At 69.4% G+C, this 24,316-nt stretch carries 19 protein-coding genes and 3 pseudogenes; 11 read left to right on the top strand and 11 right to left on the bottom strand.

The genetic code is table 11. The annotated features are described in order from the left end of the window. Positions 1 to 4: 4 nt before the first annotated feature. Positions 5 to 2,011 (bottom strand): hypothetical protein, encoded by a 2,007-nt coding sequence (locus tag QEG98_RS03765; RefSeq protein WP_316565775.1) that lies wholly within the window; start codon positions 2,009 to 2,011, stop codon positions 5 to 7. Here QEG98_RS03765 and QEG98_RS41615 point away from each other — a divergent pair. Further along, a pseudogene (locus QEG98_RS41615) lies at positions 1,967 to 3,348 on the top strand (DUF6068 family protein). The gene QEG98_RS03765 and the pseudogene QEG98_RS41615 sit on opposite strands and share 45 nt — an antisense overlap. A gap of 198 nt (positions 3,349 to 3,546) precedes the next feature. Here QEG98_RS41615 and QEG98_RS03750 read toward each other — a convergent pair. The 3 genes and pseudogenes from QEG98_RS03750 to QEG98_RS03740 all read right to left on the bottom strand — a co-directional run bounded on the left by QEG98_RS03750 (position 3,547) and on the right by QEG98_RS03740 (position 6,183). After that, positions 3,547 to 3,983: pseudogene (locus tag QEG98_RS03750) on the bottom strand (organic hydroperoxide resistance protein). A gap of 17 nt (positions 3,984 to 4,000) precedes the next feature. After that, the gene (locus tag QEG98_RS03745; protein ID WP_171452291.1) at positions 4,001 to 4,456 is read right to left on the bottom strand and encodes a MarR family winged helix-turn-helix transcriptional regulator; all 456 of its coding nucleotides are present in this window, start codon (positions 4,454 to 4,456) and stop codon (positions 4,001 to 4,003) included. A gap of 107 nt (positions 4,457 to 4,563) precedes the next feature. After that, on the bottom strand, positions 4,564 to 6,183 hold the full coding sequence (locus QEG98_RS03740) for a S8 family serine peptidase (protein WP_316565772.1): 1,620 nt from the start codon (positions 6,181 to 6,183) through the stop codon (positions 4,564 to 4,566). 181 nt (positions 6,184 to 6,364) lie between these two features. Here QEG98_RS03740 and QEG98_RS03735 point away from each other — a divergent pair. Next, a pseudogene (locus QEG98_RS03735) lies at positions 6,365 to 7,149 on the top strand (HipA family kinase). After that, the gene (locus tag QEG98_RS03730; protein WP_316565771.1) at positions 7,127 to 7,543 is read left to right on the top strand and encodes a DUF3037 domain-containing protein; all 417 of its coding nucleotides are present in this window, start codon (positions 7,127 to 7,129) and stop codon (positions 7,541 to 7,543) included. The pseudogene QEG98_RS03735 and the gene QEG98_RS03730 overlap by 23 nt, the downstream one beginning before the upstream one ends. Here QEG98_RS03730 and QEG98_RS03725 read toward each other — a convergent pair. Continuing rightward, on the bottom strand, positions 7,518 to 8,075 hold the full coding sequence (locus tag QEG98_RS03725; RefSeq protein ID WP_316565770.1) for a hypothetical protein: 558 nt from the start codon (positions 8,073 to 8,075) through the stop codon (positions 7,518 to 7,520). The two genes, QEG98_RS03730 and QEG98_RS03725, sit on opposite strands and share 26 nt — an antisense overlap. Before the next feature lie 56 nt (positions 8,076 to 8,131). Continuing rightward, positions 8,132 to 8,650 carry a hypothetical protein gene (locus QEG98_RS03720; protein ID WP_316565769.1) on the bottom strand — a complete coding sequence of 173 codons (519 nt, stop codon included), beginning with the start codon at positions 8,648 to 8,650 and terminating at the stop codon, positions 8,132 to 8,134. Between the two features lie 321 nt (positions 8,651 to 8,971). On the opposite strand from QEG98_RS03720, the gene QEG98_RS03715 reads away from it, so the two are divergent. Continuing rightward, positions 8,972 to 9,964: an endonuclease/exonuclease/phosphatase family protein gene (locus tag QEG98_RS03715; protein ID WP_141591761.1), complete on the top strand. Its 993-nt coding sequence runs from the start codon at positions 8,972 to 8,974 to the stop codon at positions 9,962 to 9,964. Between the two features lie 10 nt (positions 9,965 to 9,974). Here the strand turns inward: QEG98_RS03715 and QEG98_RS03710 are convergent, their stop codons facing one another. Beyond that, complete coding sequence (locus tag QEG98_RS03710; RefSeq protein WP_316565768.1) at positions 9,975 to 10,766, bottom strand: J domain-containing protein; 792 nt, start codon at positions 10,764 to 10,766, stop codon at positions 9,975 to 9,977. 187 nt (positions 10,767 to 10,953) lie between these two features. On the opposite strand from QEG98_RS03710, the gene QEG98_RS03705 reads away from it, so the two are divergent. The 3 genes from QEG98_RS03705 to QEG98_RS03695 all read left to right on the top strand — a co-directional run bounded on the left by QEG98_RS03705 (position 10,954) and on the right by QEG98_RS03695 (position 15,661). After that, positions 10,954 to 13,596 carry a M1 family aminopeptidase gene (locus tag QEG98_RS03705; RefSeq protein WP_316565767.1) on the top strand — a complete coding sequence of 881 codons (2,643 nt, stop codon included), beginning with the start codon at positions 10,954 to 10,956 and terminating at the stop codon, positions 13,594 to 13,596. Positions 13,597 to 13,791: 195 nt separating this feature from the next. Then, positions 13,792 to 15,339 (top strand): sensor histidine kinase, encoded by a 1,548-nt coding sequence (locus QEG98_RS03700; protein ID WP_316565766.1) that lies wholly within the window; start codon positions 13,792 to 13,794, stop codon positions 15,337 to 15,339. Between the two features lie 154 nt (positions 15,340 to 15,493). Then, entirely contained in the window at positions 15,494 to 15,661 is a 168-nt protein-coding gene (locus QEG98_RS03695) for a hypothetical protein (protein WP_162295036.1), read from the top strand. A gap of 6 nt (positions 15,662 to 15,667) precedes the next feature. On the opposite strand, the gene QEG98_RS03690 is transcribed toward QEG98_RS03695, so the two are convergent. After that, entirely contained in the window at positions 15,668 to 16,237 is a 570-nt protein-coding gene (locus QEG98_RS03690; RefSeq protein WP_090487035.1) for a TspO/MBR family protein, read from the bottom strand. A 102-nt stretch (positions 16,238 to 16,339) separates the two neighbouring features. On the opposite strand from QEG98_RS03690, the gene QEG98_RS03685 reads away from it, so the two are divergent. Then, on the top strand, positions 16,340 to 16,894 hold the full coding sequence (locus QEG98_RS03685) for a DUF924 family protein (RefSeq protein WP_316565765.1): 555 nt from the start codon (positions 16,340 to 16,342) through the stop codon (positions 16,892 to 16,894). Between the two features lie 3 nt (positions 16,895 to 16,897). Here the strand turns inward: QEG98_RS03685 and QEG98_RS03680 are convergent, their stop codons facing one another. Next, positions 16,898 to 17,671 carry a ferritin-like domain-containing protein gene (locus QEG98_RS03680; RefSeq protein WP_141591755.1) on the bottom strand — a complete coding sequence of 258 codons (774 nt, stop codon included), beginning with the start codon at positions 17,669 to 17,671 and terminating at the stop codon, positions 16,898 to 16,900. A gap of 1 nt (position 17,672) precedes the next feature. Next, entirely contained in the window at positions 17,673 to 18,878 is a 1,206-nt protein-coding gene (locus tag QEG98_RS03675; protein WP_316565764.1) for a hypothetical protein, read from the bottom strand. Positions 18,879 to 19,142: 264 nt separating this feature from the next. On the opposite strand from QEG98_RS03675, the gene QEG98_RS03670 reads away from it, so the two are divergent. The 3 genes from QEG98_RS03670 to QEG98_RS03660 are packed head-to-tail and all read left to right on the top strand — an operon-like array spanning position 19,143 to position 23,085. Continuing rightward, complete coding sequence (locus QEG98_RS03670) at positions 19,143 to 21,497, top strand: adenylate/guanylate cyclase domain-containing protein (RefSeq protein ID WP_316565763.1); 2,355 nt, start codon at positions 19,143 to 19,145, stop codon at positions 21,495 to 21,497. Between the two features lie 26 nt (positions 21,498 to 21,523). Next, a complete protein-coding gene (locus tag QEG98_RS03665; RefSeq protein WP_194863009.1) occupies positions 21,524 to 22,102 on the top strand; it encodes an SH3 domain-containing protein in 579 nt (192 codons plus the stop codon). Further along, positions 22,099 to 23,085, top strand: a complete 987-nt coding sequence (locus QEG98_RS03660) for a M48 family metalloprotease (protein ID WP_316565762.1) — start codon at positions 22,099 to 22,101, stop codon at positions 23,083 to 23,085. The genes QEG98_RS03665 and QEG98_RS03660 overlap by 4 nt, the downstream gene beginning before the upstream one ends. A gap of 10 nt (positions 23,086 to 23,095) precedes the next feature. On the opposite strand, the gene QEG98_RS03655 is transcribed toward QEG98_RS03660, so the two are convergent. Next, positions 23,096 to 24,316 (bottom strand): extensin-like protein, encoded by a 1,221-nt coding sequence (locus tag QEG98_RS03655; protein ID WP_316565761.1) that lies wholly within the window; start codon positions 24,314 to 24,316, stop codon positions 23,096 to 23,098.

Below are 24,316 nucleotides of genomic sequence, written 5' to 3'. Positions count from 1 at the left end.
CGGATTACAGGTCCGCCGTGTAGCTGAGCGCCTGGATGCGGCGGTTGAGCGCCTTCTGCGCCTCCTGCCGCTGCTTCGCCAGCTTCTCCAACTCGCTGGCAATGGCCTCCAGGCGGTCCTCCTGCTCGTTGAGCTTGGACACGAAGCGGTCCGCCAGCTCGCGTTGCGACGCCCCGCTCTTCAGCGACTCGATGTTGGAGCGGATGCGCTCCTGGTCCCGGAAGAGCTGGTTGCGCTCCTCCTGCAGGCGCTGCTCGTCCTTTGCCAGCGCATCCACCTGCTCGCGCTGCGTGACGACCTCCTTCAACGCACCCGCCATCTTCTCGTCAACGAAGCGCTGCGACACGAAGTAGGAGACCTGGTCCAACCCCATGCTGGAGATGAGGTACTGGCGCTGCCCCCGCGTGCGCTCGGTGACGGTGAGCGAGTCCTGCCCCCCCGCGGCCAGCTCCCGCTTGAAGCGCCAGAAGCCGTCCGTCGTCTCCGCGGGCTCCGGAGCATCCTTGGCCAGCTCCCAGCCCTGGCGCGGATGCTCCACGAACAGCACCTGCGCCCGCTGCCCCTTGTTGCGCGACAGGTACGTCGTGCGCCGCACGTGGAAGTACTCCGCCACCAGCATCCCGGAGCTCACCGCCACGCGGAACACCGGCCCGTCCTCCGTGTGGTCCTCAATCGACACCACGCAGCCCAGCTCCACCGCGTAGGGCACGAAGCGCCGGTCATTCGGCTTCATCGTGTCGAGCATCGCCTCGCCCACGTAGCGCTCGTCCTCCGACACCGTCACCGGGCCGCCCTCCAGCGTGAGCCCCGTGGTGTTCTTCAGCTCGATGCACGCCATGGGGTTCTTCTCACGCGTGGCCCGGTTGTAGAGGAGCACCCGCTTTCCCTCGAAGGGCTTGTGCAGGATGGGCACCAGCGCGCTCTGGTTGCGGTGCACCGTCACCGGCCGGTCCACGCCGTACTCGAAGAGGTCCCCCACCTCCTTCGTGAGCGTCGTCACCGCGGCGCTCGTCTCCATGGCCTCGCGCCGGCTCGGGCCTCCACGGCCAGGGCCGCCCACCATGGCCTTCTCCGCCCGAGAGCGGCGCGGCGCGGCCATGGGGGCCGCGGCGGGCATGGCGGACATCATCGGCGCGGCCATCTCCTTCTCCATCATCATGTCCCCGGCGCTGCCGAAGCTCTCCTCCGGAATCACCGGCGCGGCGGCGGCCTCCGTCGTCACCTCCACCACCGGCCGCTTCATGTACCGGGGGTTGTAGAGGTCATGCACGAAGGACACCGGCAGCCCGGCGATGAGCGACAGCTTCACGTCCACCCAGTCCTCGTCCCCGGTGTTGTCCACCAGCGCCCAGCCCTGGAGCAGCGGCGGCTCGCCCTCATCCAGGAGGATGCGGTAGCTCGTCTTCCACACCGGTGACTCCACCACGTAGCTGACGAACAGCTCGCGCTCGCCCTGGCCCGAGGTGAGGATGGCCATCCGCTTGGAGTCCTTCTTGTACGAGGACAGCACCGTGGCCAGGTAGAACTCCAAATCCTTGCGCACCGCCTCGTCCAGGAACTCCAGCTCCGACACGTCCAGGATGTCGAAGGTCCGCAGCGAGGCGCCCACCAGCAGCGACAGGAACGGGCGCATCAGGCTCGTCTCGCCGGCCGCCACCGCCAGCGAGTCCAGGCCGATGATGGAGCCCTCCACCTGCGCGCCGCCCACGCGCACCCGCACGCGCGCGCCCTTGATCTGCCCCAGCAGCGCCGTGAGGCTGCCATCCTCCGGGATGCGGATGGTGGCCTCCGCCAGGAGCTGCTCCAGCGGCTTCGTGGAGTCGTAGCTCACCGCCGACACCGAGCCGCCCGACAAGTCGAGCACCGTCAGCGACTTCAGCACGTCGTTCATGTCACGCGCCTTGAAGTCCAGGTGGAGCGTGTCGTTGCCGCTCACCTTTCCCCGGCGCTCGAAGTAGCCGACGCCATGCTTGTAGAGGACGACACGACGAATGCGCAGGTTCGTGGTCATGGGACGCGGAACTCCAGAAAGTTGAGGGCGGGCCAGCACCCCGGTGTATCAAGGTCGGACAGGGGTGACGCAATGCCCCTCACCGCCGAGGTTGCCCGAATGCGAAAGCCTGTCGCCTCCTCCCTGTCCCGCTCCGCGATGCTGTGCGCGGCCCTGGCCCTTGGCTCGAGCTGCAAGAGCGTGGAGCCCCACACCACGCCCTCCGAGGGCACCACCGCGCCGCCGGAAGTTTCCACCCAGGAGCCCGTGACGGAGACGAAGTCGGAGACCGAGACGGAGACGGAGACGCCAACGCGGCGCGGCAACTCGCCCTGGCTGCGGGCTCGCGTGGGCGACCGCGTGGCGTATTCCTTCTCCGCCAACCGCAAGGCCATGGGCCGGCAGCAGCCCGGCACCGCGCCAGAGGCCGCGGTGGCCGGTGTGGTGACGCTGGAGGTCGTGGCGGTGGAGCTGCCCTGGGTCTGGGTGACGCTCTACTTCACCGAGGATGGCGGCGCGCCGTCGCGGCGGCCGATGCTGGCGCGGCCGCTGGTCGTGCCCGTGCGAGCGGATGAGTCGCGTGCGCTGGAGGTCCCCCGCGAGGGCAAGCAGAGCACCGAGCAGCTCACCGCCGCGGGCCGCCACTGGGAAGCGAAGCGCTACCTCAACGACAAGCGGGCGTTCGACGGCCCCCTGGAGAACCGCCTCTACGCGGCGACGCCGGGCCCGCTGTACCTCACCAATGGCCTGCTCGACGCGAGCATCACGCTGGCGGGCTTCGCCATGGGCGGCGGCTCACAGCTCACCCTGGTGGAGGCGCGCCAGGGACAGGAGGGTGGCACCACCGGCTTGCCTCCGACGCTCGCCCGCCCTTGGGGGCCTGGCACCTGGTTCGACATGCGGATGGAGACGGAAGGCACCACGTCCGTGCTGCGCACCTGCCGGCCGCGGAGCGAGGCTTCATCCTGCGTCAGCAGGTGACGCCGCCCACCTCGGGAGCGGCGTGCCCGGACTTCGCCCAGGCGGAAGCCGTGCCACTGGAGGAGGCGGTGCTCGCGCGCATCTGGGAGTCACTGGACGCACGGCAATGGCCCCCTGCCCCCGAGGGCGCCGCACCAGCGAAGCGCGAGACGCTGACGGTGGGCACGCACCACGTGCCGGTGCTCCAGTTCGAGACGGCGCAGCCCCAGGCGAACAACGTCCGCGTCCAGGCCTACGCCGCCGACCCCTGGGAGGATGCACTCTCCGGGCTGGCCCACGAGGCCCGCTTCCAGCCGCTGCTTGACCACGTCACGCCCGGCGGTGGCGGCACGCAGCTGACGGACTGGGGCGTGTGGGTGCCGGGCGTCACGCCGTAGGCGCCTTGTGCCCAGGCACGCGCGCACTCGTCGAACAGCGCGCGCGTGCTCCGGCTTCGTTTCGCGCCGGCCGATGACATGGCCCTCCCGGTCACGATGAGGGCCAGCGACGCACGCGGCGCGGAAGCCGGCAGCGAGGAATCCGACATCGCGCGCGATACCAACGCCTGCGCGGCCCCCTGAACACTCCACGTGCGACTAGCCAGCGACGGAGACCTTCACGTCGATGTTGCCGCGCGTGGCCTTCGAGTACGGGCACACCTCGTGGGCCGCCGCCATCAGCTTCTGGGCCTCGTCATTGGGGATTCCCGGCAGGATTCCTGGAGCTCCACCGCGAGCCCGAAGCCGCCGTCCGGCGCCTTGCCAATGGTGACGGTGGCGCGCACGCCCGCGTCGTTGCCCAGGTTCTTCCCCTGCATGCGCGCCACCAGCCGCAGCGCGCTCTCGAAGCAGGCGGAGTAGCCCGCCGCGAAGAGCTGCTCCGGGTTGGTGACGGCGCCGCCCGCGCCACCCAGCTCCTTGGGCATGGCCAGGGGCAGGTCCAGGACGCCGTCCTCCGACTTCACGCGGCCGTTGCGGCCACCGTGGGCGGTGGCGGAGGTGCTGTACAGCGGAGAGAGAGCGACGGGAGCCATGGTGTTCTCCTTGAGCGTTACTTCGCGGAATCAACGTGCGACTGAGAAAGCACTTCGAAAAGGCGCTGGACGTCGCGGCGCAGGCGGGTCGCTTCCTCCAGCGTCAGCCCCAACTTGCAGGCCATCGCTTCGGGAATGGACGTGGCCTTGCGGCGCAGGGCCCGCCCTTCGGACGTCAGGTAGATGCGCACCGAGCGCGCGTCCTCCGCGCTCCGCTCCCGCCGCACCAGGCCCTGGGACTCCATCCGCTTGAGCAGCGGCGTGAGCGTCCCCGAGTCCAGGTACAGCCGCTCCCCCATCCCCTTCACCGTCTCCCCGTCCGTCTCCCACAGCACCAGCAACACCAGGTACTGCGGGTACGTCAGGCCCAGCCGTGACAGCAGCGGCGCATACGCCTGCGTCATCGCCCGGGCCGCCGCGTAGAGCGGGAAGCAGATTTGCCGGTCCAGGCTGAGCGGGTCATCCATCGACATGGGAGATAAGTAGGGCGCAATTAAATTGTGCGCAACCAAATCGGGCACGAAAAAGCTCCCGGCACCTGGGCACCGGGAGCGCTTCACTGCGTCATCTCAGGACCGGCTCAGCGCCCGGCGACCGTGGGGTCGTCCTCGAGCGTGGCCTTGGCGGCGGCGACGGCGGCCTCGATGTCCAGCTTGCCGCTGGTGCTCACCTTGCCCTTGAGGTCGGAGTCCACCTCGACCGTCTGGACCAGCAGGTCACGCACCTGCGCGGCCGTCAGGTTGGGGTTTTCGGCGAACATCAGCGCCGCGGCGCCCGCCACCGTCGGGGTGGCCATGGAGGTGCCGCTCATCTCCTCCCAGCGGCCGCCCGGGACGGTGCTCAGCACGTCCTCGCCCACCGCGGCCAGCTCCACGACCTTGTCCCCGTAGGAGGAGAAGTCCGCGAGCTTGTCGTTCTTCTTGTCCATGGACGCCACGGTGATGACGTTGGGCAGGTCGATGTTGGCGGGCATGTCCGCCACGTCGTTCAGGTTGCTGCCGTAGCCGTTCGCCGTGGCCGCGACCAGGAGGATGTCCGCGTCAGCCAGCTTCTGCACCGCGTCCGTCCAGCGCTTCACGGAGGCCGCGTCACGGTACTCATTGCCGAAGCTCGCGTTGACGGCGCGGATGTTCACGCCGTGCTCGGTCTTCATCTTCACCATGTAGTCGACGCCGCGCTCGAAGTTCGTGAGGAGGTCCGCGCCGTTGTACAGGCCGCCCAGGCTCATGATCTTCGCCTTGCCCGCGGCGACGCCGGTGTTGCCCTCGCCGTTGTCCTCGGCGGCGATGATGCCGGCCACGTGCGTGCCGTGGTCCGTGCCGCTGCCGCGCATCACGTCGCCGCTGTTGTAGCCGACGTTGTAGCCGTAGATGTCGTCCTTGACGCCGTTGCCGTCGTTGTCGATGCCGTCACCCGCGACCTCGTTCGGGTTGACCCACATCGCGTCATCCAGGTCGGAGTGCTTGAAGTCCACGCCGCCGTCGAACACGGCGATGACCGGCGGGCCAGAGAGCTGGGGCTTCGGCTCCTCGATGGGGCCCGTGCCCGTCGTCTGGCCAGCGGCGTCCAGGCTCCAGCTCTTCAGGGTGCCCGTGTCGCGGCGAGCCTTGTCCTCGACGGAGAGCGTCCAGGTGCCCTTGGTGGACTCGCCCTTGAAGGCGGCCAGGTCGAAGCTGCCCTTGATGTCGTCCGCGCTGCCACCCTTCCGGTTGTGGAGGGTCTCCGTCTTGCCGGAGGGGCTGGTCAGCTTGACGACCAGGTCACCCTTGAAGGTGTGCGCCAGGTCCAGGTTCAGCTTCAGCGAGTCCAGCTTCACGTCCTGGTCGAAGGACACGGTGGACGTCGTCGTCTGGAGGTCGTTCACCTTCGCGTTGGGCGTGGCGGACGCCGTCAGCGTCACGGGCGCGCGGGCCGCGAAGGGACGGACGGCGACGTGGCCGGAGCCGAAGGTGAAGGCCGAGGCCGGCAGCGCCGACGGGGTGCCCTGGGGCAGGCCCGTGGGGCGGTCCACGAAGTTGCCCTTCGGGCGGTCCACGAAGTTGGAGCCCCGCGCGCCACCCGTGGGCGCCGAGTCGAAGCCATCCTTCGCCGTCTGGACCGGCGCCTTCTCCACGGGCCTGGCCGCAGCGGCCGGCTTGGCCGTGTCACCAGCGCGGGTGGACTGCGACACGGGCGACTTCGGCTTGCGAGAGATTTCCATGGTGGGGGAGCTCCGTGGGGGGCAGAAAAAACGCCGATAAATGATTGTCGCATTGTGTCGGACAAAGTTTCCAGCGATCAGCCCGAGGCGGCATCAGCGCCCCCCCGGCCGGCATGCTACATGCCGCGACGCGGCCCGACGCCCCAGGGACGACGCCAGGAGAGAGGACGGGAGGTCAGGAATGCCAAGGACGGTCACCGCCACGCGCTACGTGACGCCACTGCGGGAGGGCGGCTCGCTGCCGGCCATCATCGAGGCGGACGACGCGGGGCTCTACGTCGTGAAGTTCCGGGGCGCCGGACAGGGCGCCAAGGCGCTCGTCGCCGAGCTCATCGCCGGAGAGCTGGCCCGGGAGCTGGGCCTGCGGGTGCCGGAGCTCGTACTGGTGGAGCTGGACCCGGCCCTGGGACGCAACGAGCCGGACTCCGAGATTCGCGAGCTGCTCAAGGCCAGCGCGGGCCTCAACCTGGCGCTGGACTACCTTCCGGCGTCGGTGACGTTCGACCCGGTGGCGGACCCCGCGCCCACCGCGGCGGAGGCGTCCGGCATCGTCGCCTTCGACGCGTACATCACCAACGTGGATCGGACCCCACGCAACCCCAACATGCTGACCTGGCACCGGAAGCTGTGGCTCATCGACCACGGGGCCTCGCTGTACTTCCACCATTCGTGGGACGACTGGGAGGCGCGCAGCCAGGGCCGCTTCGCGCCCATCAAGGACCACGTGTTGCTGCCGTGGGCCACGGCGCTGACGGAGGCCGGCAAGCACCTGGGCGAGCGCATCACCCGGGAGGTGGTGGAGCGCATCGTCGGGGCCATTCCGGAGGCATGGCTCACGAGCACCGAGTCCCCCTTCCCCACCGCCGAGGCGCACCGCGCCGCCTACGCCACCGGCTGCTGCGCCGGCTGGAAGCCGTGCCCGCGTTCATCGAGGAGGCGGACCGTGCCCGCGCCCAGCTCGTTTGATTACGCCATCATCCGCGTCGTCCCGCGCGTGGAGCGCGAGGAGTTCATCAACGCGGGCGTCGTCCTCTTCTGCGCCACCCAGCGCTTCCTGGGCGTGCGCGTGGAGCCGGACGAAGCGCGGTTGAAGGCGCTGTGGCCCGACGTTGACGTGGACGTGATTCGCGGCCACCTGGAGAGCTTCCGCCGCGTGTGCGAGGGCGGGAAGGGCTCGGGGCCCATTGGCCAGCTGTCCCAGAAGGAGCGCTGGCACTGGGTGGTGGCGCCGCGCAGCACCATCATCCAGACGGGGCCGGTGCACTCCGGCCTGTGCACCGAGCCCCAGGCGGCGCTGGAGCACCTGCTGGACTCGGTGGTGCGGATGAAGCGCGCTACTCCGTCACCCGGCGGCCGGTGAAGCGGACGGCGGAGGCGCAGCCGGAGGCTATCGTGGAGCCGTTGACGGGGTCCCGCTCGACGTGCTCGTTGCGGACCCAGACCGTGCCCTGGATGGCGTCATCCAGGTCCTTGTTGTGGATGGCGATGCGGAAGGCGTGCTCGTTGCCCAGCGCGGACAGCTTGTGCTCCTCATCCAGGCGCGTCTGGATGTGGATGAACTGGTAGCCGCCGTCCGCGCCCACCGAGCCCATGAGCACGTCCGGCTCGCCGTCGCCGTTGATGACGTAGGCGTTGTTCGGCGTCTGGAAGTCGATGTCGGGGACCTCGAGGAACATCGAGTCCATCTCCCCGCGGCGAATCGTCCAGCGCTGCTGCGCGTCCAGGCCGACCGCGGGCCCCTGGGCAGGTTCGACGAACTCGCTGCACTCCGTCGGCACCTGGGCAAGCGTCTCCGCGTCCAGCGTCACGTCATACAGATACGTGTCGTCCTCGCCGCATCCCGTGAGCGCCATCACCACGGCGGCCATGGCGCCCCACTGGTCTCCACGCATCGGTCTCCGCTCCTTCCGTCACAGGGCTCGCGCCACGGCGACACGAGCGGAGCAGCCTACTCCTTCACGCGCTTGCCCGTGAAAGGGATGGTCGCGACGCATTCCGCCTCATCCCAATCGGCTTCCGGAGGCGCGACCAGGTGCTCACTTCGGAACCACAGATGGCCTTGGATGGTGTCGTCCAGGTGCTTGCTCGTGATGACGATGCTGAACGCCTGGTAGGCCCCCCACTCAAACCCGAAGTTCGTCACCTTGGTTTGCACGAACTGAAAACCACCGTCCGCGCCGACTGAACCGTGGAAGATGTCCGGCTCGTCGTCCGCGTCCACGCTGTACCCAGAGATACCCGGAGCCCGAATGTTGAGATCGGGCATCTCAAGCGTCATCGAATCCATCTCCCCGCGCTGAAGGCGCCACTGTTGCTGGGCCTCGATTCCAGTCGCCGGGCCGTCTCCTTCAAATTGTGCTTTGAGCTGGCCCGAGCACTCGTTCGGAACGTTGCTCAGCGCCGCCGCATCCAGCGTCACGTCATACAGATACGTGTCGTCCTCGCCGCACCCGATGAGCCCCATCATGGATGCGATTGCAACACCCCACGTGTATCCCCGCATGAACAGCCCTCCTTCGGTTACACCGCTGATGACCCGTCACGGGCCGCCGGGCGCCCCCCGCGAGCCCGGAACCCTCAGCAGAAAACCACAGGGTGGCTGAAACCCGGCTCCAGTCGTTGCCTGGTGAAGAGCATCTTGGCGCGGTGTCCTCGCCTCCCCGCACGAGCAGTGCGGCCGAGCGGGCAGGCCCTAGGAGTGTCAGGTGCCTGACGCCATCCCAAGCCGGAGCGCCTGGCGGTTAGTAGTTTCCTCCCGAGGCCCACTGGAGGGGCCAACGCGCTGCCCATGAGCCCATCCCCGCTGCGAATCGTCACCTACAACGTCCGCTACTTCGGCCACATGCTCCGCGGCCTGGCGAGCACCGTGGGCCCCAAGCGGCGCGTCGCCGCGGCGTTGGCGTCGCTGGACCCGCTGCCGGATGTCGTCTGCCTGCAGGAGGTGGAGACGTCCTCGCTCCGCAGCAACATCGCCGACCGGCCCAAACAGCCGGGCGAGACGCAGCTCACCGCCTTCATGGGCCGGATGGTGGAGACGTTCGACAGGCTGGGCCGGGAGATGCCCTACGAGGCCTTCTACTTCCGCGCCCACCACTACAAGCTCCGCGAGGTGTCCCTCTACACCACGGGGCTGGCGGTGCTGGTGAACACGCGCAAGCTGGAGGTGGCCACGCACAACGTGGGCGCCCCCCAGGCCATCACCCACCACCACGTCCAACGGCTCAAGGACCGGAAGCAGAGCCGCATCTGCGCGCACATGCGCCTGCTGCGCCGCGAGGACAGGCACCCCTTCCACATCTTCAACACCCACCTCAGCCTGCCCACGCCCTTCGCCCGTGAGTTCTGGGCCACGCGCGACAAGATGGGCGGCGGCATCAACCAACTCCACGAGGCGCGCAAGCTGACGGAGTTCATGCAAGGGCTCACCGGCGACGAGCCCTACATCGTGTGCGGAGACTTCAACTCGCCGCCCGCGTCGCCCGTGTACCGCTATCTCACCACCGATGGCCGGCTCACCTGCGCGCAGGCCGCCGTGGGACAGATTGACCCGAACGTGTCGCGCGGATTCCCCACCGCCGGCTTCATGCACATGCGGATGCACCTGGACCACGTGTTCTCCGGCGCGGGCGTGCGCTGGCTCGACACGCAGGAGACGTCTCCTTTCGGGGACCTCCGCAGCCGCTTCCATGGGCTGTCCGACCACATGCCCATCGTCGCGCGCTTCGCCCTGGACAGCGGCAAGACGCTCATCACGCCTCCGCCGACATCACTGCTGCTGTAGCCACGCGGGCTCACGCCCCTCCGGACAGCGCTCGCTCCACCTCTTCCCACGCGTCCAGAATCTCCCGTGTGCGCAGCTCGGCGAGCGCGTGGAACTCCGGCGCCAGGTGCGCCACCTTGTCCGGGTGGTACTGCACCACCAGCGCCCGGAAGGCCTTGCGCGCCTCATCCAGGGGCGTCCCGGGCGCGATGCCCAGCACCGTCCACGGGTCCTTCCTCGGCGGCGCGGGCGGCGGCACGCGCGTACCCCGAGGGGGCGTGGCCTCATCGTCCCAGCCGGCCCGCTCTCGCGTCCCCGCTGCGCGGGCGTGCGTGCCACCGCTCGCGGGCCGTGGGGGTGAGCGGGGCGCGGGCTCCGCGCGGCGGCGTCCTGGCCGCTGGGCCGGGTCCGGCGGGGGCACGCGAGGGGTGAGCTTGCTCAGGGCTTCTTGCAGGAACCAGAGGTCCTCGAACGGCGTGCCCTGCTTGCGCACCACCGCCGCGGGCCGGCCGTCCCGCAGCAACAGGTAGCCCGTGGACGCCGCGTAGGCGTCATCCCGGCTTCCGGGGTGGAGCCGGTCGCCCAGGTCTCCCAGCGGGTCTCTCCACATCCCATCCGTGGTGCCCTCGTCGGCCACCAGAACCTGCGACAGCACGTCGCCATGGAGTCGCTCCAGCGTGGCGAAGGGCTCGCGCGACTCCGGAGGACGCATGGCCGCGCCGTGCCGGACCCCTGTCACCAGCAACAACCCACGGGTCGAATCCACCCGGGCGAAGAGCTGCTCACGCACATGTCTGTCGGAGAAGAAGAGGACCCACTGCACGGTGGTCAGAGACTACCCGGTTGACGCCGTTCCGCGTGTGTTCAGGTGCATGTCATGAACGCTCCAGTGGGGAGGGGCGCGCCCCTGGCGTCATCTTCATGACTTCGTCGATACACGACGCTCATCGGCCCCCGGGTGCACTCCTTCTCGACGGTGACGCGAGCTTGCGGAAGAGTCCCCAGTGCCCATGCGCTGCTGCCACCGTCACGCCTCCGAGTCCGTCCCCTCCGGCCCCCGCCCCTTCTCCCTTCCTGGCGCCACCGAGCACTACGCCGCCGAGCGGCCGGTCCGCGCCGAGCACGTCCGCATCGAGGTCGACCTCGATTTCGACACCCACCGCATCACCGGCCTGTGCACCACGCGCGTCTCCGCCGTCCGTCCCGTCCACACCCTCACCTTCGACGCGGTGGACCTCGACGTGTCCGACGTCCAGGTAGACGGCCGCGCCGCGCGCTTCTCCAACTCCGGCGCCCACGTCCGCGTGGAGCTGTCCGCGCCGCTCGCCGCCGGGCAGGCCTGTGAGGTGGCCATCCGCTACACGGCCCGGCCTCGCCGCGGCCTCTACTTCTGGGCGCCCGACGCCGCCTATCCGCACCGTCCCCGCCAGGCCTGGACACAAGGCCAGGACATCGACGCGCGCGCCTGGTTCCCCTGCCTGGACACGCCCGCCCAGAAGGCCACGTCCGAGGTCATCGCCACCTTCCCCGAGGCGATGACGTCCCTGTCCAACGGCACACTGGAAAGCGACCGCGTCCACGACGGCCGCCGCACCCAGCACTACCGGATGGCGCAGCCGCACGCGCCGTACCTCGTCACGCTCGTGGTGGGTGAATTTGAAGAGGCCACCGACACGGCTGGCACGGTGCCCCTGCGCTACCTCTTCCCCAAGGGCCGCAAGGAGGACGCCCTGCGCTGCGTGCGCCGCACGCCGGAGATGGTGCGCGTCTTCCAGGAGGTCACCGGCGAGCCCTACCCCTGGAGCAGCTACGCCCAGGTCTTCGTCACCGAGTTCATCCTGGGCGGCATGGAGAACACCTCCGCCACCAGCCTCACCGACACCGTCCTCCACGACGCGCGCGCCCAGCCGGACTACAACGCCGAGCCGCTCATCTCGCACGAGCTGGCCCACCAGTGGTTCGGGGACCTGCTCACCTGCCGTGACTGGCCCCATGGCTGGCTCAACGAGGGCTTCGCCACCTGGCTCGAGATGCTCTGGAAGGAGCGCGCCGACGGGCAAGACGAGGCCGACCAGCACCGGCTCGTGGACCTGGAGGCCTACCTGAGCGAGGCGCGTGAGCGCTACGCCCGCCCCATTGTCGCGCGCCGCTTCCACGCGCCCATGGATGTCTTCGACCGGCACCTCTACGAAAAGGGCGGCCTGGTCCTCCACGAGCTGCGCCGCCGGCTGGGAGATGACCTGTTCTTCAAGGGCCTGCGCCACTACGTCGCGCGACACCGCCACGGCTCCGTGGAGACGGTGGACCTGGCCCGCGCGTTCGAGGACGCCACGGGCCACAACCTGGACGCCTTCTTCGACCAGTACGTCTTCGCGCCCGGCCACCCCGAGCTGAAGGTCGACGTCCGCTACGACGCCGAAGAAGCGCGGCTGCGCCTCCAGGTGCGCCAGACGCAGTCCACGGCGGACGGCGTGCCCCTCTTCCGGCTGCCGGTGGACGTGGCGCTCACCGTGGACGGCCGCGACACCGTCCACCGGCTGGAGGTGACGGACGCGGAGCACGCGTTCCACCTGCCCTGCCCCAGCGCGCCCTCGCAGGTGCGGGTGGACCCTCGGCGCGGGGTGCTCGGCACGCTGACGGTGGACAAGTCCGCGGGCCTTTGGATGGAGGAATTGCGTGCCGCGCCGGAGATGCGCGCGCGCACCGAAGCCGCCGTGGCCCTGGGACGCGACGGCAGCCCCCGCGCCGTGGACGCGCTGGGCACGGCGCTGGCGGACGCGCGGCTGTTCTGGGGCACTCGCGCCGCGTGCGCGAAGTCCCTGGGCCGCATCCGCACCCCCGATTCCCGCGCGCGCCTCCTGGACGCGCTGTCCACCGAGCATCCCCGCGTGCGCCGCGCCGTGGTGGCTTCGCTGGGCGAGTTCCGCCGCGACACGGAGGTGACAGCCCGCCTGCGCGCCCTGGTGAACGGCGGTGACACCAGCTACTTCGTGGAGGCGGAGGCCGCCCGCAGCTATGGCCGCGTGCGCGCGCCGGACGCGTTGGGCGTCCTGGAGGCCGCGAGCACCCGGCCCTCGTACCAGGACGTCATCGCCGTGGGCGCGGTGGATGGGCTCGCCGAGTCTCAAGACCCCGCCGCCTTCTCGGTGGTGCTGGCGCGCACCGCCTATGGCCACGCGGCTCCGCTGCGCCGCGCCGCCACGCTCGCGGTGGCGAAGCTGGCGGAGGTCGCGGGTCGCAAGCGCGAGGCCGTGGACCTGCTCGCGGAGCTGCTCCGCGACCCGCTCTTCCGCGTCCGCATGGGCGTCTTCGAGGCGGCGCGCACGCTGGGGGATTCACGCCTGGTGCCCGCGCTGGAGCAGACGCCACTGTTGGATGCCGTCGCCCGGCGCGCGGCGCGCGAGACGGTGCGCTTCCTGCGCGAAGGCGAACCGCAGGCCCGCGAGGTGGCATCACTGCGCGAAGAGGTGGACCGCCTCAAGGAGGAGACACGGGCCTTGCGCGAGCGGTTGGAAGGACTCTCGCTGAAGCCACCCGAACCGCCGCGTCCACCGCGCGGGGGCGCGAAGCCGGCGCGAAAGCAGGTCACGGCGCGCACGAAGACAGCCGCACGCAAGGCGGGTGGCCGGAAACGCAAGGCCACGCGCCGCTAGACAGGGGCTCGCCCGCTCGCCTGCACGTCGAACCTGGCGTCCGCACGCCGACCATCGACGTTGAAGGCGCGGGCTGTGCCTCCAATGCCTACTTGTATGGAAAGGGACACGCCCTCCGCATTCCGCGTCGAGGCGTTTCGAGCTCCCATGTCCCGGGACGCTGGCAACGATAACCAGCGGGTTTCCGAGGAGAGCATGGCCTCAGGCATCGACGAACTCAGCGCGTGGCTGGATGCCGCCGTGGACCCTTTCGTGGCCTGCGACGCCGGTGAGAACGTCTGCTTTCTCAACGCCGCCGCGGAGCGCCTGCTGGGATGGACGCGTGAGGAGCTCATCGGCCAGCCGGCGTCCCGGCTCTTTCCCCAGCGGCTGCACCGCCACGAAGGCGAGAGCCTGCTGCGCCACCTGCTCTCCCGGCGGGCCGCGCTCGGAGGGCGAGCGACCCGGGTGCTCGCGCGTCGCAAGGACGGCGCTGAAATCATGGTGGAACTGACGGTGGGCGCCTCCGGCAAGGGCCGGGATGAGCGCATCGTCCTCAACTTCCGCCGCCTGCACGAGGTCGTCGACACCCTGGCCGAGCCCGTGGAGCGCACGCTGCACGGAAGCGATTCGGAGAGCGTTCCCGGCGACGCGCTCTTCCGCGCCGTCGTGGAGCACGCGCCCCTGGGCATCATCTACTTCGACTTGGACGCCATCGTCATCGCGTGCAACGAGCTGTTCGTGAGCATCATCGGCTCGCCCAAGCGCTTGATGGTGGGCCTCAACCTCCTGTCGCTCCGGGACGAGAGCATCCTCCACTGCGTCCGGGAGACGCTGGCGGGACATACCTGCGACTACGAAGGCGAGTACCGCGCCATCACCTCCGGCAAGAAGACGCCGGTCCACATCCGCTTCGCCCCCTGCTTCAACGCGGCCGGACAGGTGGAGGGCGGCATTGGCATCGTCGAGGACATCTCCGAGCGCCGCCGCGCGGAGAGCGAGCGCGAGCGCCTGTACCGCGAGGCCCAAGAGGCCATCCGCGTGCGCGACGATTTCCTGTCCATCGCCTCGCACGAGCTGAAGACCCCCCTCACCCCGCTGAGCATCCGGCTGGCCACGCTGGAGCGCCGGCTGGCGCGTGGCGAGCGCGTGGAGTCGTCCACCTTGCGTCAGGCGCGCCTGTACCTCTTGCGCATCACCAGCCTCATCAACGACCTGCTGGACTCCTCACGCATCGAGGCGGGACGACTGGCCCTTCACCGGGAGGCCACCCGGCTGGAAGGACTGGTGGAGCACGTCCTCCATGAGCTCGAGCCCCAGCGCGGCGACCACACCGTGCGGTTCGACGCGCCCGAGCAGCCCGTGCAGGTGAGCGTGGACCCCTTCCGGATGGAGCAGGTGCTCGCCAATCTGGTGGAGAACGCGTTCAAGTACAGCCCGAATGGAGGCACCGTGCGCGTGAGCTTGCGCCAGCGCGGCGGGCTGGCGCTCCTGTCTGTCTCCGACGAAGGCATCGGCATCCCGCCGGACCAGCAGAAGCTGCTCTTCGACCGGTACTTCCGGGCGCGCAACGCCTCCGCCCATTCCTTCGGGGGACTGGGGCTGGGGCTCTACATCAGCCGGGACATCGTCGAGCGCCACGGCGGGCGCATCTGGGTGGAGAGCGAGCCAGGCCATGGCTCCACCTTCCATGTCGCCCTGCCGTTGATGGCGAGCGCTCCCGTGCAGCCGAACGTCGAGGAACCCGGACAGCTCATCCACTGAAACTCCGCCACCCCGCCTTCCGCAAAAATGACAGGTGTGGGTGTCTTCCATTGGCCAGGAGGCCTGGGGAAGCGCCTGGATTCGCACGCTTCCGGCGCTGGCATGGCGGCTGCTCTATCGAAAGGCGGAGGATGCACTTCGAGGGAGGATGACCATGACGACCGACACGCCTGCTTGGACTCGTGACAATGAAGGCTGGCTCGTCCGCGTGAAGGTGGGCGGACGCATCCAGGAGGTGCGCTGCACCACGGAGAGCCAGGCCCGCTACTTCGCCACCGTGTTGGCGATGAACCCGCCCAAACCGTCGAAGCTGCGCAACTAGGGTGGCTCAGGGGTTGAGGCGGACGATTTCGGCGTTGAGCACGTTGGCGAAGCCCACCCAGCCCAGGTACGGCACCACCATCCAGGCCGCGGGGCGGTCCACATCCTTGGTGACGGCGACATACGCCGTCACGCTGGCCAGCAGCGCCAGGTTGTCCGCCAGGGCGCGGCGCGGCTGGTGCCTGCCGAAGAAGAGCCAGGACCAGGCGGCGTTGCATCCCATCTGGATGCCCCACCAGGCCAGGGCCTGGGAGCGGGCCGCGCCCGCGGGCGCCGTCCATACACGCCAACCCGACAGGGCGATGAGGCCATACAGCACCGTCCATACCGGGCCGAAGACCTTCGGTGGCGGCTGGAACGAGGGCTTGCGCAGACGCCGGTACCAGCGCGTGTCCGCCGAGCTGACGCGAGCGCCCAGGGCCGCCGCGCCAAACGCCAGAGCGCCGAAGACCCCCAGCGCCACCACGGACTCCTTGCGCAGCGTGGGGTTGAGCGCCGTGCGCCGCACCGGGTCAGGCACGTTTCGTGTCGTCGGCTCCAGCGTCCAGTCCATCCGCGTCCTCCTTTGGCGGAGCACCCGCCAGTGTCGGGTGGAAGGTGGTACCGACGCCACCCAGCCGCCACCCCGGCTGGCGCCGGTGTACAAGGCGGCTTCCCCTCGTTGACGAAGAGGCGTCTCATGGCGAGCGCAGAGGAAATCCTGAGCTTCTGGTTCGGGCAGCCACGTGAGCGGTGGTTCCTGCGGGACGAAGCCTTCGATGATGAATGCCGGCGCCGCTTCCTGCCCGCCGTCGAGCGCGCCGCCGAGGGCGAGCTGGACGACTGGCGGGACGAGCCTCGCAGCTGCGTGGCCCTGCTCCTGCTGTTGGACCAGTTCCCGCGCAATCTCTTCCGCGGCACGCCCCAGGCCTTCGCCTCGGACGCGCGGGCGCGCGAGGTGGCCCGGCACGGATTGGCGCGAGGCCTGGACATGGCCCTGCCGCCGCTGTGGCGGTGGTTCATGTACCTGCCCTTCGAGCACAGCGAGTCCGTCAACGACCAGCGGCTGTCCGTGGCCCTCTTCGAGGTGCTCGCGCTCTATCACGCGGACAGCCGGGAAGCGCTCGACTATGCCCGGCAACACCGGGACATCATCCAGCGCTTCGGCCGCTTCCCGCATCGCAACGTGACGCTGGGACGGCCGACGACTCCGGAGGAGACCGTCTTCCTCCAGGAGCCGGGCTCGTCGTTCTGAGCGTCACACCCGCGGCTGCGTGCCCGCGCGCTCTTCGCGGGCAGGTGCCCCGCGCGCCTCCACGCTCACGCCCGCGGCCAGCCAGCCACGCACCCAGAGGAGGTGCTGCACCTCCGAATCCAGCGCGAGCTGGAAGCGGTCCGCCAGCGTGTCATGGCCCAGGTCGCGGGCCAGCTCGATGAGCATCTCCCAGCCGGCGTTGTCCGCCAGCTCCGCCACCAGCAGCGCTTCCAATGACTGGCGCAGGTTGGCTCGCGGGTCCGCGATGAGCAGCGGCAGGCCCTGGGACACCACCGCTGCGACGTCCGCGCTGGGCGTCATCGCCGTGGGGTCGGCGCCCAGTGACTTCAGGGCCTCGGTGAGCATGAGGAAGTGGGACAGCTCGTCGTTGTAGATTTTCTCCAGGCCCTCACGCGTGGGCCCTCCTTCCCAGCTGCCGTAGACGTCGAACTTGGCGAGTGCGCCTTCGTAGAGCCGGGTCCCGCTGCGCTCGAAGGCCAGCCGCTCTCCCAGCTTGTCGATGAAGACGGTGGGCTTGGAGCCCTTGAGCGCGTCCACCGCCGTCTTCGCCACGCCCTTGAGGCTGACTGGCGGCGGCACGCTGCCCAGGCCTTCGGATTCCCGCGCGTAGATTTGCCGGACCTGGAGGAGGAGCGAGCCGTCTCCCAGGTGGCTGGGCTGATGCTTCTCCGCTTCCTGGGTGATGTCCGCGCTGTCGATGGGTGAGGTGGCCACGCCCGTCCGGTTGCGCCCCATGTCGCTGGTCGTCGTCTTCATGTCAGTGAACCTTCTTTCCCTCGAACGTGGAGCCCATGCGCGGCGTGCGCGCGGCGAGCTCCGTGCCCGGAATCCATTTGTAGCCAGCGGCCACTGTCTCGGACGGGGAGCCGTCGGAGTTGAGCTGGTCGCGCCAGATGTACGAGCGGTGGTCGCGCGGCAGGTCCGCCAGCCGCACGTAGTCCTGTCCGTTGGAGGCCATGTCCTCCTCTTGATTCAGTGTCTTGCGAACGAAGTCGCGGTGTTCCTTGAAGCCGATGGGCTCCGGCAGCGTGCTGGGGAGCACCTCCGCCGCGTCACGCTTCTCCACGTTCTGGAAGATTTCCTTCACGTAGTGGAGCTGTCCCAGCTCGTAGTCCAGGAAGCGCTGCCATATCTCCTTGATGCGCGAGTTCTTCTCGAAGGCCACGCACGAGTAGAAGTTGTAGACCTCGCAGGCCTCGTGCATCAGCCACTTCTCCAGCATGGACTCGCCCGGGTCCAGCAGCGACTCGTACATGGAGGTGTGCTGCTCCTCGATGGAGGCAATCTCCGCGTAGAGCTGGCGGGCCACCGGGTCACTGAAGAACGGGCCGACCGTCATGTAGTAGTCGTGCGTCTGGTTCTCCGCCGCGGTGATGCTCATCGCGTGGAGCTTCGTCAGCGGGTGCGCCGTGCGCTTGTCGTAGGGACGGCGCAGGTCATCCAACGGATGGCGATGCTCCACGGAGGTCGGCCGCCCAGGGATGATGTCCGTGTACGACTGGGTGATGTTGTTGGGGTCCTTCCCCTCCAGCCGGTCGTAGAGCGCGGAGTAGCGATACAGGTGGTCAAAGTCCTCGAGCAGACCGAACCGGTACGTCTGGGCCAGGTAGGGGTCGGGCTCGCGCAGGGCCACGCTGGCCGTCACCTCGATGGCGACCTGTTCAAAGCCCAGGGTGGTCTCCAGCGGCGTCTGGTCCGGAGGATTGAGCCAGTTGATGAGCGTCTGTTCGTACTGCTCCACGCGGCGAATCAACGCCAGCGGCTCCCGCAGCTCGCGGTTCATGCGCGCGAAGGCATGCTTGGTCCGCAGTGCGTCCGCCATGATGCCGTTCATGTAGATGACGCACACGCGGGTGAAGGCGTCGTCATCCAGCTTGCTGTAGGGGCGCCGGACCAGGTCCTTCCAGGTGAAGACCTGCTTGTCGAGCGGAACGCCTTTTTCTTGGAGGATATCCAGGGCCACGTCTGACTCCTTGAAAGCGAAAATCCGTGTCGAACTGAGTGCAAAGGTCCGGACGGCACCGACATGTGGCAAACGGTCCACGGGTTTCCGGAAGGGTGACGTCAGAGGCGCCAGTGGCCCGCCTGGATGCCTGCCGGGGCCATCCTCGGGCGTCACCGGTTTCTCCGTGAATGCACGGTCGACACACCGAAACATGCGAGGTGACTGCCCACGCCCCTGCTGCTGGGGTAGTGTCCACTCCGGCACGCTTCGCAAGAGGGGGACGTGGCAGGCGAGCGCTGGAAGACGGTCCGTTCACGGTGGCAGAACCACTGGCGGCTGATGCTGGGCGTGGCGGTGCTGGCCACCACGCTGGCCGCCGTCTGCCTTCACTTCGACGCGAAGCTGGGCGGCCTGCTGGAGGAAGCGGAGCGCACGGCGTACGACACCGTCGTCACGCGATTCACCGAGCGGCGCGAGGTGTCATCCCAGGTGGTGCTGGTCACCATCGACCAGCCAAGCCTGGAGCGCATCCGCGCCAACGAACAGTACGCGCTCAACTTCGGAAGCTGGCCCTACAGCCGCAACCTCTGGGCGCGCGTGGTGGAACAGCTGGAAGCCGAGGGTGCTCGGGCCATCGTGTTCGACGCCGTCATGGACGAGCGCGGCACGGACGAGTCCATGGACCTGGCCTTCGCGCAGGTGCTCCAGGAGACGTCCATCCCCTTCTACCTGGGGGTCTCCACCCACTCGAACGCGCCGCTGCTGCCCCCCGCTGACTTCGGCGCGGCGGTGGTGGTGGATGGCCCCACTCAGGTGGAGGACACCTTCCCGGAGGAAGCCGACGCGGAGACGTTCGAGGACGGCGCCCTGGAGGCGGTCCTTCCCTCCGCTTCTCCCGAGCAGCTTGCCCGGGCCATCGCGTTTCCGGTGCGCGCGGACGGCCGGACGCTGCCCGCGCTGGATTACGCGACGTCCTCGGGAGAGCGGCTCCCCAGCCACCCGGTGCCGCCCATTCCCGTGCTGGTGGGCGCGGTGGATGGCTTCGGGCTGGTGGAGCCGGAGTCGGACGCCGACGGCTTCATGCGCCGCACGCGCTTCGTCTATTCGGATGGTCCCAATGCCTTCGCGACGCTGCCGGTGCGCGTGGCCGCGGGCCTGCTGGGCGCCAGCGCCATCGAGTTCTCCGGGCGCACGCTGCGCCTGGGCTCGCGCACCTACGCCGTGGATGCGGATGGCAGCGCTGGCATCGACTTCGGCGGGCAGTTGCATGACCGCTTCACCAGCGTTCCGCTCATCTCCGTGCTCGACGCGTGGGTGCACCGGGGCCAGGGCCAAGCCACGGGGCTGCCGCCGGACGTCTTCCGCGGCAAGGTGGTCATCATTGGCGGCAACGCGGTGGGCCTCAACGACGTCAAGGCCACGTCCTTCTCGTCGCATGAGCCCGGCGTGGTGAAACAGGCGGCGGTGCTGGACACGCTCCTGGGCAACGGCCGCTTCATCACCCGCGCACCGCTGGGGGTGAGTCTGGCGCTCGTCTTCGCGGTGGCCTTCGTGTCGGTGGTGCTGCTGATGACGACGCGCTGGACGCCGCTGGAGATTGTGTGGCCGCTGGGGCTCTACGCCGGCATGAGCTGGGTGACGGGCCCCGTCCTTGGACTGACGCACACCTACGTGCTCACCGCCCTGCCCGCGCTGGCGGGCGTGCTGGCCAGCGTCAGCGCCGTGGCCTTCAACCACCTGGTGGCCAACGAGGAGGCGGCCTTCATCCGGCAGGCCTTCAGCCGCTTCATGGAGCCCAAGCTGGTGGAGCAGATGATTGCCCAGCGCGAGCTGCCCCGGCTGGATGGGGAGAATGTCGAAATCACCGCCTTCTTCAGCGACATCCGAGGCTTCTCCACCTTCAGCGAGCGCTTCAAGGACGACCCGCGCAACCTGGTGCGCCTGCTCAATACGTATCTGACGCGGGTGAGCGCGGCGCTGCTGAAGGAAGGTGGGTGCCTGGACAAGTACATCGGTGACGCCGTGGTGTGTCTCTTCGGCGCGCCGATGCGACAGGCGGACCACGCGCTGCGCGGCTGCAAGGGCGCGCTCGCGGCGAAGGCGGCGGTGGACCGGCTGCGCGACGAGTTCCGCGCCCAGGGGCTGCCGGACATGTACACACGCATCGGCGTCAACACCGCGGTCAACTTTGTGGGCAACTTCGGCAGCGAGCAGCTCTTCAGCTACACCGCGATTGGCGACGGGATGAACCTGGCCGCGCGGCTGGAGGGCGCGAACAAGGCCTATGGCTCCGTCATCATGATTGGCCCGCGCACGTACGAGCTGGCGCGCGAGCACATCGAGGTGCGGGAGCTGGACCGGGTGCGCGTGGCGGGCAAGACGGAGGCCGTCACCGTGTACGAATTGCTCGCGCTCAAGGGCGGGCTGGACGCGCGCAAGCGGGAGACGGTGGAGCGATATCACGCGGCGCTGGCGCTCTACCGCGCGGCGCGGTTCGAAGAAGCAGCAGCGGTGCTGAATGCGCGCCGCGCGGAGGACCCGGAGGACGGGCCCACGCAGGCGTTGCTGGAGCGCTGTCAACGATATGTGAAGGCGCCGCCGCAGGACTTCGACGGCGTGGCGAACCTGGACAAGTGAGCGGTGCGGAAAGGAGTCGGGGAGACATGGGGATGAAGACGCGGGTGGCGTGGACCACCGCCCTGCTGGCGCTGGCGATTCCGGCGGGGGCGTCGGCCGTGAAGGTCGGCGAGCCGCTGTACGTGAAGGCGAAGAACACGCGCGTGCAGGCGAGTCCGTCCGGCTCGGACAACGCCGTGGCGGTGCTCCAGCCCGGAGAGCGGGTGACATGGGGCGGCGCGGATGCGAAGCACAAGCAGTGGCACCGGGTGACCACGGCCACCGGGAAGAAGGGGTTCGTGTTCCAGACGAACCTGTCCACCACGCCGCCCAACATGGAGCTGGTGACGCAAGGGAATGGCACCCAGCAGGTGGACCCGAAGAAGTTCGTCGCCAGTGGCGCCGCGGTGAAGGCGCTCAGCCCGGGCGCGGAGCAGTACGGCAAGGACAAGGGCGGCGACCACGGCAAGGCCGTGCGGGACATCCAGGCGCTGGAGACGCTGGCGAAGTCCGTATCCACGGCGGACATCGCCGCGCACGTGACGGCGGCGGGGCTCTTCCCAGTGGTGGGCGCCAGCGACACGGTCGCGAAGGCCGGGACGAACAAGCGGAGCGGCAACCGATGATGCGAACGGGCTGGAAGGTGCTCGCGTTGGTGGGTCTGGGCGCGCTGACGGCGTCCTGCAAGGGCTTCAATGCGTCCTCGCTCACCCGGGGTGAGAACCTCCTGGGGAAGCTGAGCGCCGCGTCCGCGGAAGCCAAGACGTGCAAGAAGCTGCGCGCCGCCCCCAGCGTGCAGGAGGAGTACGCCCTGGGCGGCGCGCTGGCCATCAACTACGTGCGGCGGGGTGGCGGGCTGCTGCTGGACGGCCCCAACGACGCGCTCCACCGCTACGTCAACGTCGTGGGGAAGAACCTGGCGGCGCAATCCGCGCGGCCCACGCTCGAGTGGACCTTCGGCGTGCTCCAGGACACGTCCCAGTTCAACGCGACGTCCGCTCCCGGTGGCTACGTCTTCGTCACCCGGAAGCTGCTCCAGGGACTGGAGAACGAAGGACAGCTGGCCGGCGTGCTGGCGCACGAAATCGCCCACGTCACGCTCAAGCACGCCATCCACCAGTACGGCGACGCGAAGGTGAAGACGTGCGAGCTGGTCACCTACGGCGAGGCCGTGCTCTCCCCCACCGCGGTGAAGGTGCTCTCCGCGGGCCGCAATGGCGATGGGACGCTGGATTTGGACCAGGACCCGGGCCTGCTGGGCCACCTGAGCGAGAAGACCATCGACCTCACCGACAAGGGGAACGCCAAGGAGCAGGAGCTGGAGGCGGACCGGATCGCCGTCGAGCTGATGCTCTCCGCGGGCTACACGCCGGACGACTACCTCGCCCTGCTGGCCAAGACGAAGGACGGGGGCAGCACCTTCGCCAACCACCCGGGGAAGGACGAGCGCCGGCGCAACATCCTCGCGCACGTCCAGGCACTGAAGCAGCCGGCTGGCGCCTTCAGTGGACTGGCCACCGAAGGGCTCCGCTCGCCGCCGCTCAGCCCCGCCTTCGCCGCCGTGCGCGGTGGAAACGACGCACGCGGCGTGGCGAAGGACGGGAAGTAGCCGGGCGGCTTCAGCGCACCGTGGCCTGACTCAGGGCCCGGTGCACCGACTCCAGGGCCTTGCGCGCCTCGAGCAGCTCGGCGCGCTCGGCGGTGAGCGAGGCCACCTGCTGGGCCAGCACGTCGCGCTCTCCCTGGAGCGCTTCCACCGCGCGCTGCAGCGACATGGACTCGTCCTTGGCGGACTCCAGCTCACCGGCGAGCCGCTCCTCCTCGGCCAGGCTGTCCACCAGGGACTGCTTGCCGCGGGCGACCTCTTCTTCCAGGGCCTCGCGCTCCTTGGCAGCGGCCTGAAGCGCCTGCCGCGTCTCCTGGAGCGACAGCAGCGCCTCGTCGCGCTCGCCCTCCAGCGCGGACAGCTCGCGCTCCAGGTCGGCCAGCAGCTTCACCCGGCCCTCCATCTCCGAGGACAGGCGGCGCGCCTCGTCCATGCGCAGGCGGGCCTCTTCCGTGGCCTTCTCCGCCTGACGGCGCGACACTTCCAGGTCCTGTGTGAGGGAGAGGTTGAGCGCCTTCACCTTCACCAGCTCCGCCTGGAGGTGGGTGATGCGCTCCACGGCGCGCTGACCCGCCTCCGCCACGGTGGCGGGCAGCGGCTCCGGACGCGGATTCTCCCGCACCGCCTTGAGCCGGGCCTTCAGTCGCTCACGGCGGGCCGAGGAGTCCTGCCCGTCCTCGCGCGGCGGGGCCGGCCGCTGCACCTCCACCTCGGTGGGCGGCGCTTCGACACGGGCCACCGGCTCCGCGACGGTGGCGGTGACGTGCGGCATGGACACGGGAGCCGAGGCCTGCGTCATGGGGTGCGCCTCCGGAGGAGGACTGACGGCGTCGAAGTGCAGCGTCGGAGGCGGCGCGGCGAAGGTGACGGGCTCGGCGTGCAGCTCGGTGTCGAGCAACGCCTCCGCCTCTGCCTCCGGCGGAGCCCCGTACGTCACGGGCGCGTCGGCGACCGCCTCGGGCTCCTGCGGCGGCTCCTCGTAGACGGGCGCGTCGTCCGGCTCGCGCAGGGCGGCGTCCATCGCCTCGGCGGCGCTGGGGCGCGGGCTGCGGGCGCGCTCGATGCGGGCGCGCACCTCGGCGGAGAGGTCGGGGGCCTCGGCGACGGGCTCGGGGGCCGCTTCGGCCTCGGGCTCGGGAGGCGTGGGCTCGACGGGGTCGACGAGGCCCGTCAGCGCGCCCAGGCGGAGGCGCGGCTTGGCGCGGGACACGTTCTGTTCAAAGGCTTTCTTCAT

It is taken from the genome of Myxococcus sp. MxC21-1, assembly GCF_032612255.1.
GTDB lineage: Bacteria > Myxococcota > Myxococcia > Myxococcales > Myxococcaceae > Myxococcus > Myxococcus virescens.
The sequence above is the reverse complement of the archived record's forward strand: the minus strand, read 5'-3'. Positions and strand labels throughout refer to the sequence as shown.

What these genes read in the sequence shown, in the direction of transcription:
- QEG98_RS03765 (WP_316565775.1), bottom strand. Translation starts at nt 2,011, where the DNA reads ATGACCACGAACCTGCGCATTCGTCGTGTCGTCCTCTACAAGCATGGC.
- QEG98_RS03745 (WP_171452291.1), bottom strand. Translation starts at nt 4,456, where the DNA reads ATGTCGATGGATGACCCGCTCAGCCTGGACCGGCAAATCTGCTTCCCG.
- QEG98_RS03740 (WP_316565772.1), bottom strand. Translation starts at nt 6,183, where the DNA reads ATGGAAATCTCTCGCAAGCCGAAGTCGCCCGTGTCGCAGTCCACCCGC.
- QEG98_RS03725 (WP_316565770.1), bottom strand. Translation starts at nt 8,075, where the DNA reads ATGCGTGGAGACCAGTGGGGCGCCATGGCCGCCGTGGTGATGGCGCTC.
- QEG98_RS03720 (WP_316565769.1), bottom strand. Translation starts at nt 8,650, where the DNA reads ATGATGGGGCTCATCGGGTGCGGCGAGGACGACACGTATCTGTATGAC.
- QEG98_RS03715 (WP_141591761.1), top strand. Translation starts at nt 8,972, where the DNA reads ATGAGCCCATCCCCGCTGCGAATCGTCACCTACAACGTCCGCTACTTC.
- QEG98_RS03705 (WP_316565767.1), top strand. Translation starts at nt 10,954, where the DNA reads ATGCGCTGCTGCCACCGTCACGCCTCCGAGTCCGTCCCCTCCGGCCCC.
- QEG98_RS03700 (WP_316565766.1), top strand. Translation starts at nt 13,792, where the DNA reads ATGGCCTCAGGCATCGACGAACTCAGCGCGTGGCTGGATGCCGCCGTG.
- QEG98_RS03695 (WP_162295036.1), top strand. Translation starts at nt 15,494, where the DNA reads ATGACGACCGACACGCCTGCTTGGACTCGTGACAATGAAGGCTGGCTC.
- QEG98_RS03685 (WP_316565765.1), top strand. Translation starts at nt 16,340, where the DNA reads ATGGCGAGCGCAGAGGAAATCCTGAGCTTCTGGTTCGGGCAGCCACGT.
- QEG98_RS03680 (WP_141591755.1), bottom strand. Translation starts at nt 17,671, where the DNA reads ATGAAGACGACGACCAGCGACATGGGGCGCAACCGGACGGGCGTGGCC.
- QEG98_RS03665 (WP_194863009.1), top strand. Translation starts at nt 21,524, where the DNA reads ATGGGGATGAAGACGCGGGTGGCGTGGACCACCGCCCTGCTGGCGCTG.
- QEG98_RS03660 (WP_316565762.1), top strand. Translation starts at nt 22,099, where the DNA reads ATGATGCGAACGGGCTGGAAGGTGCTCGCGTTGGTGGGTCTGGGCGCG.
- QEG98_RS03655 (WP_316565761.1), bottom strand. Translation starts at nt 24,316, where the DNA reads ATGAAGAAAGCCTTTGAACAGAACGTGTCCCGCGCCAAGCCGCGCCTC.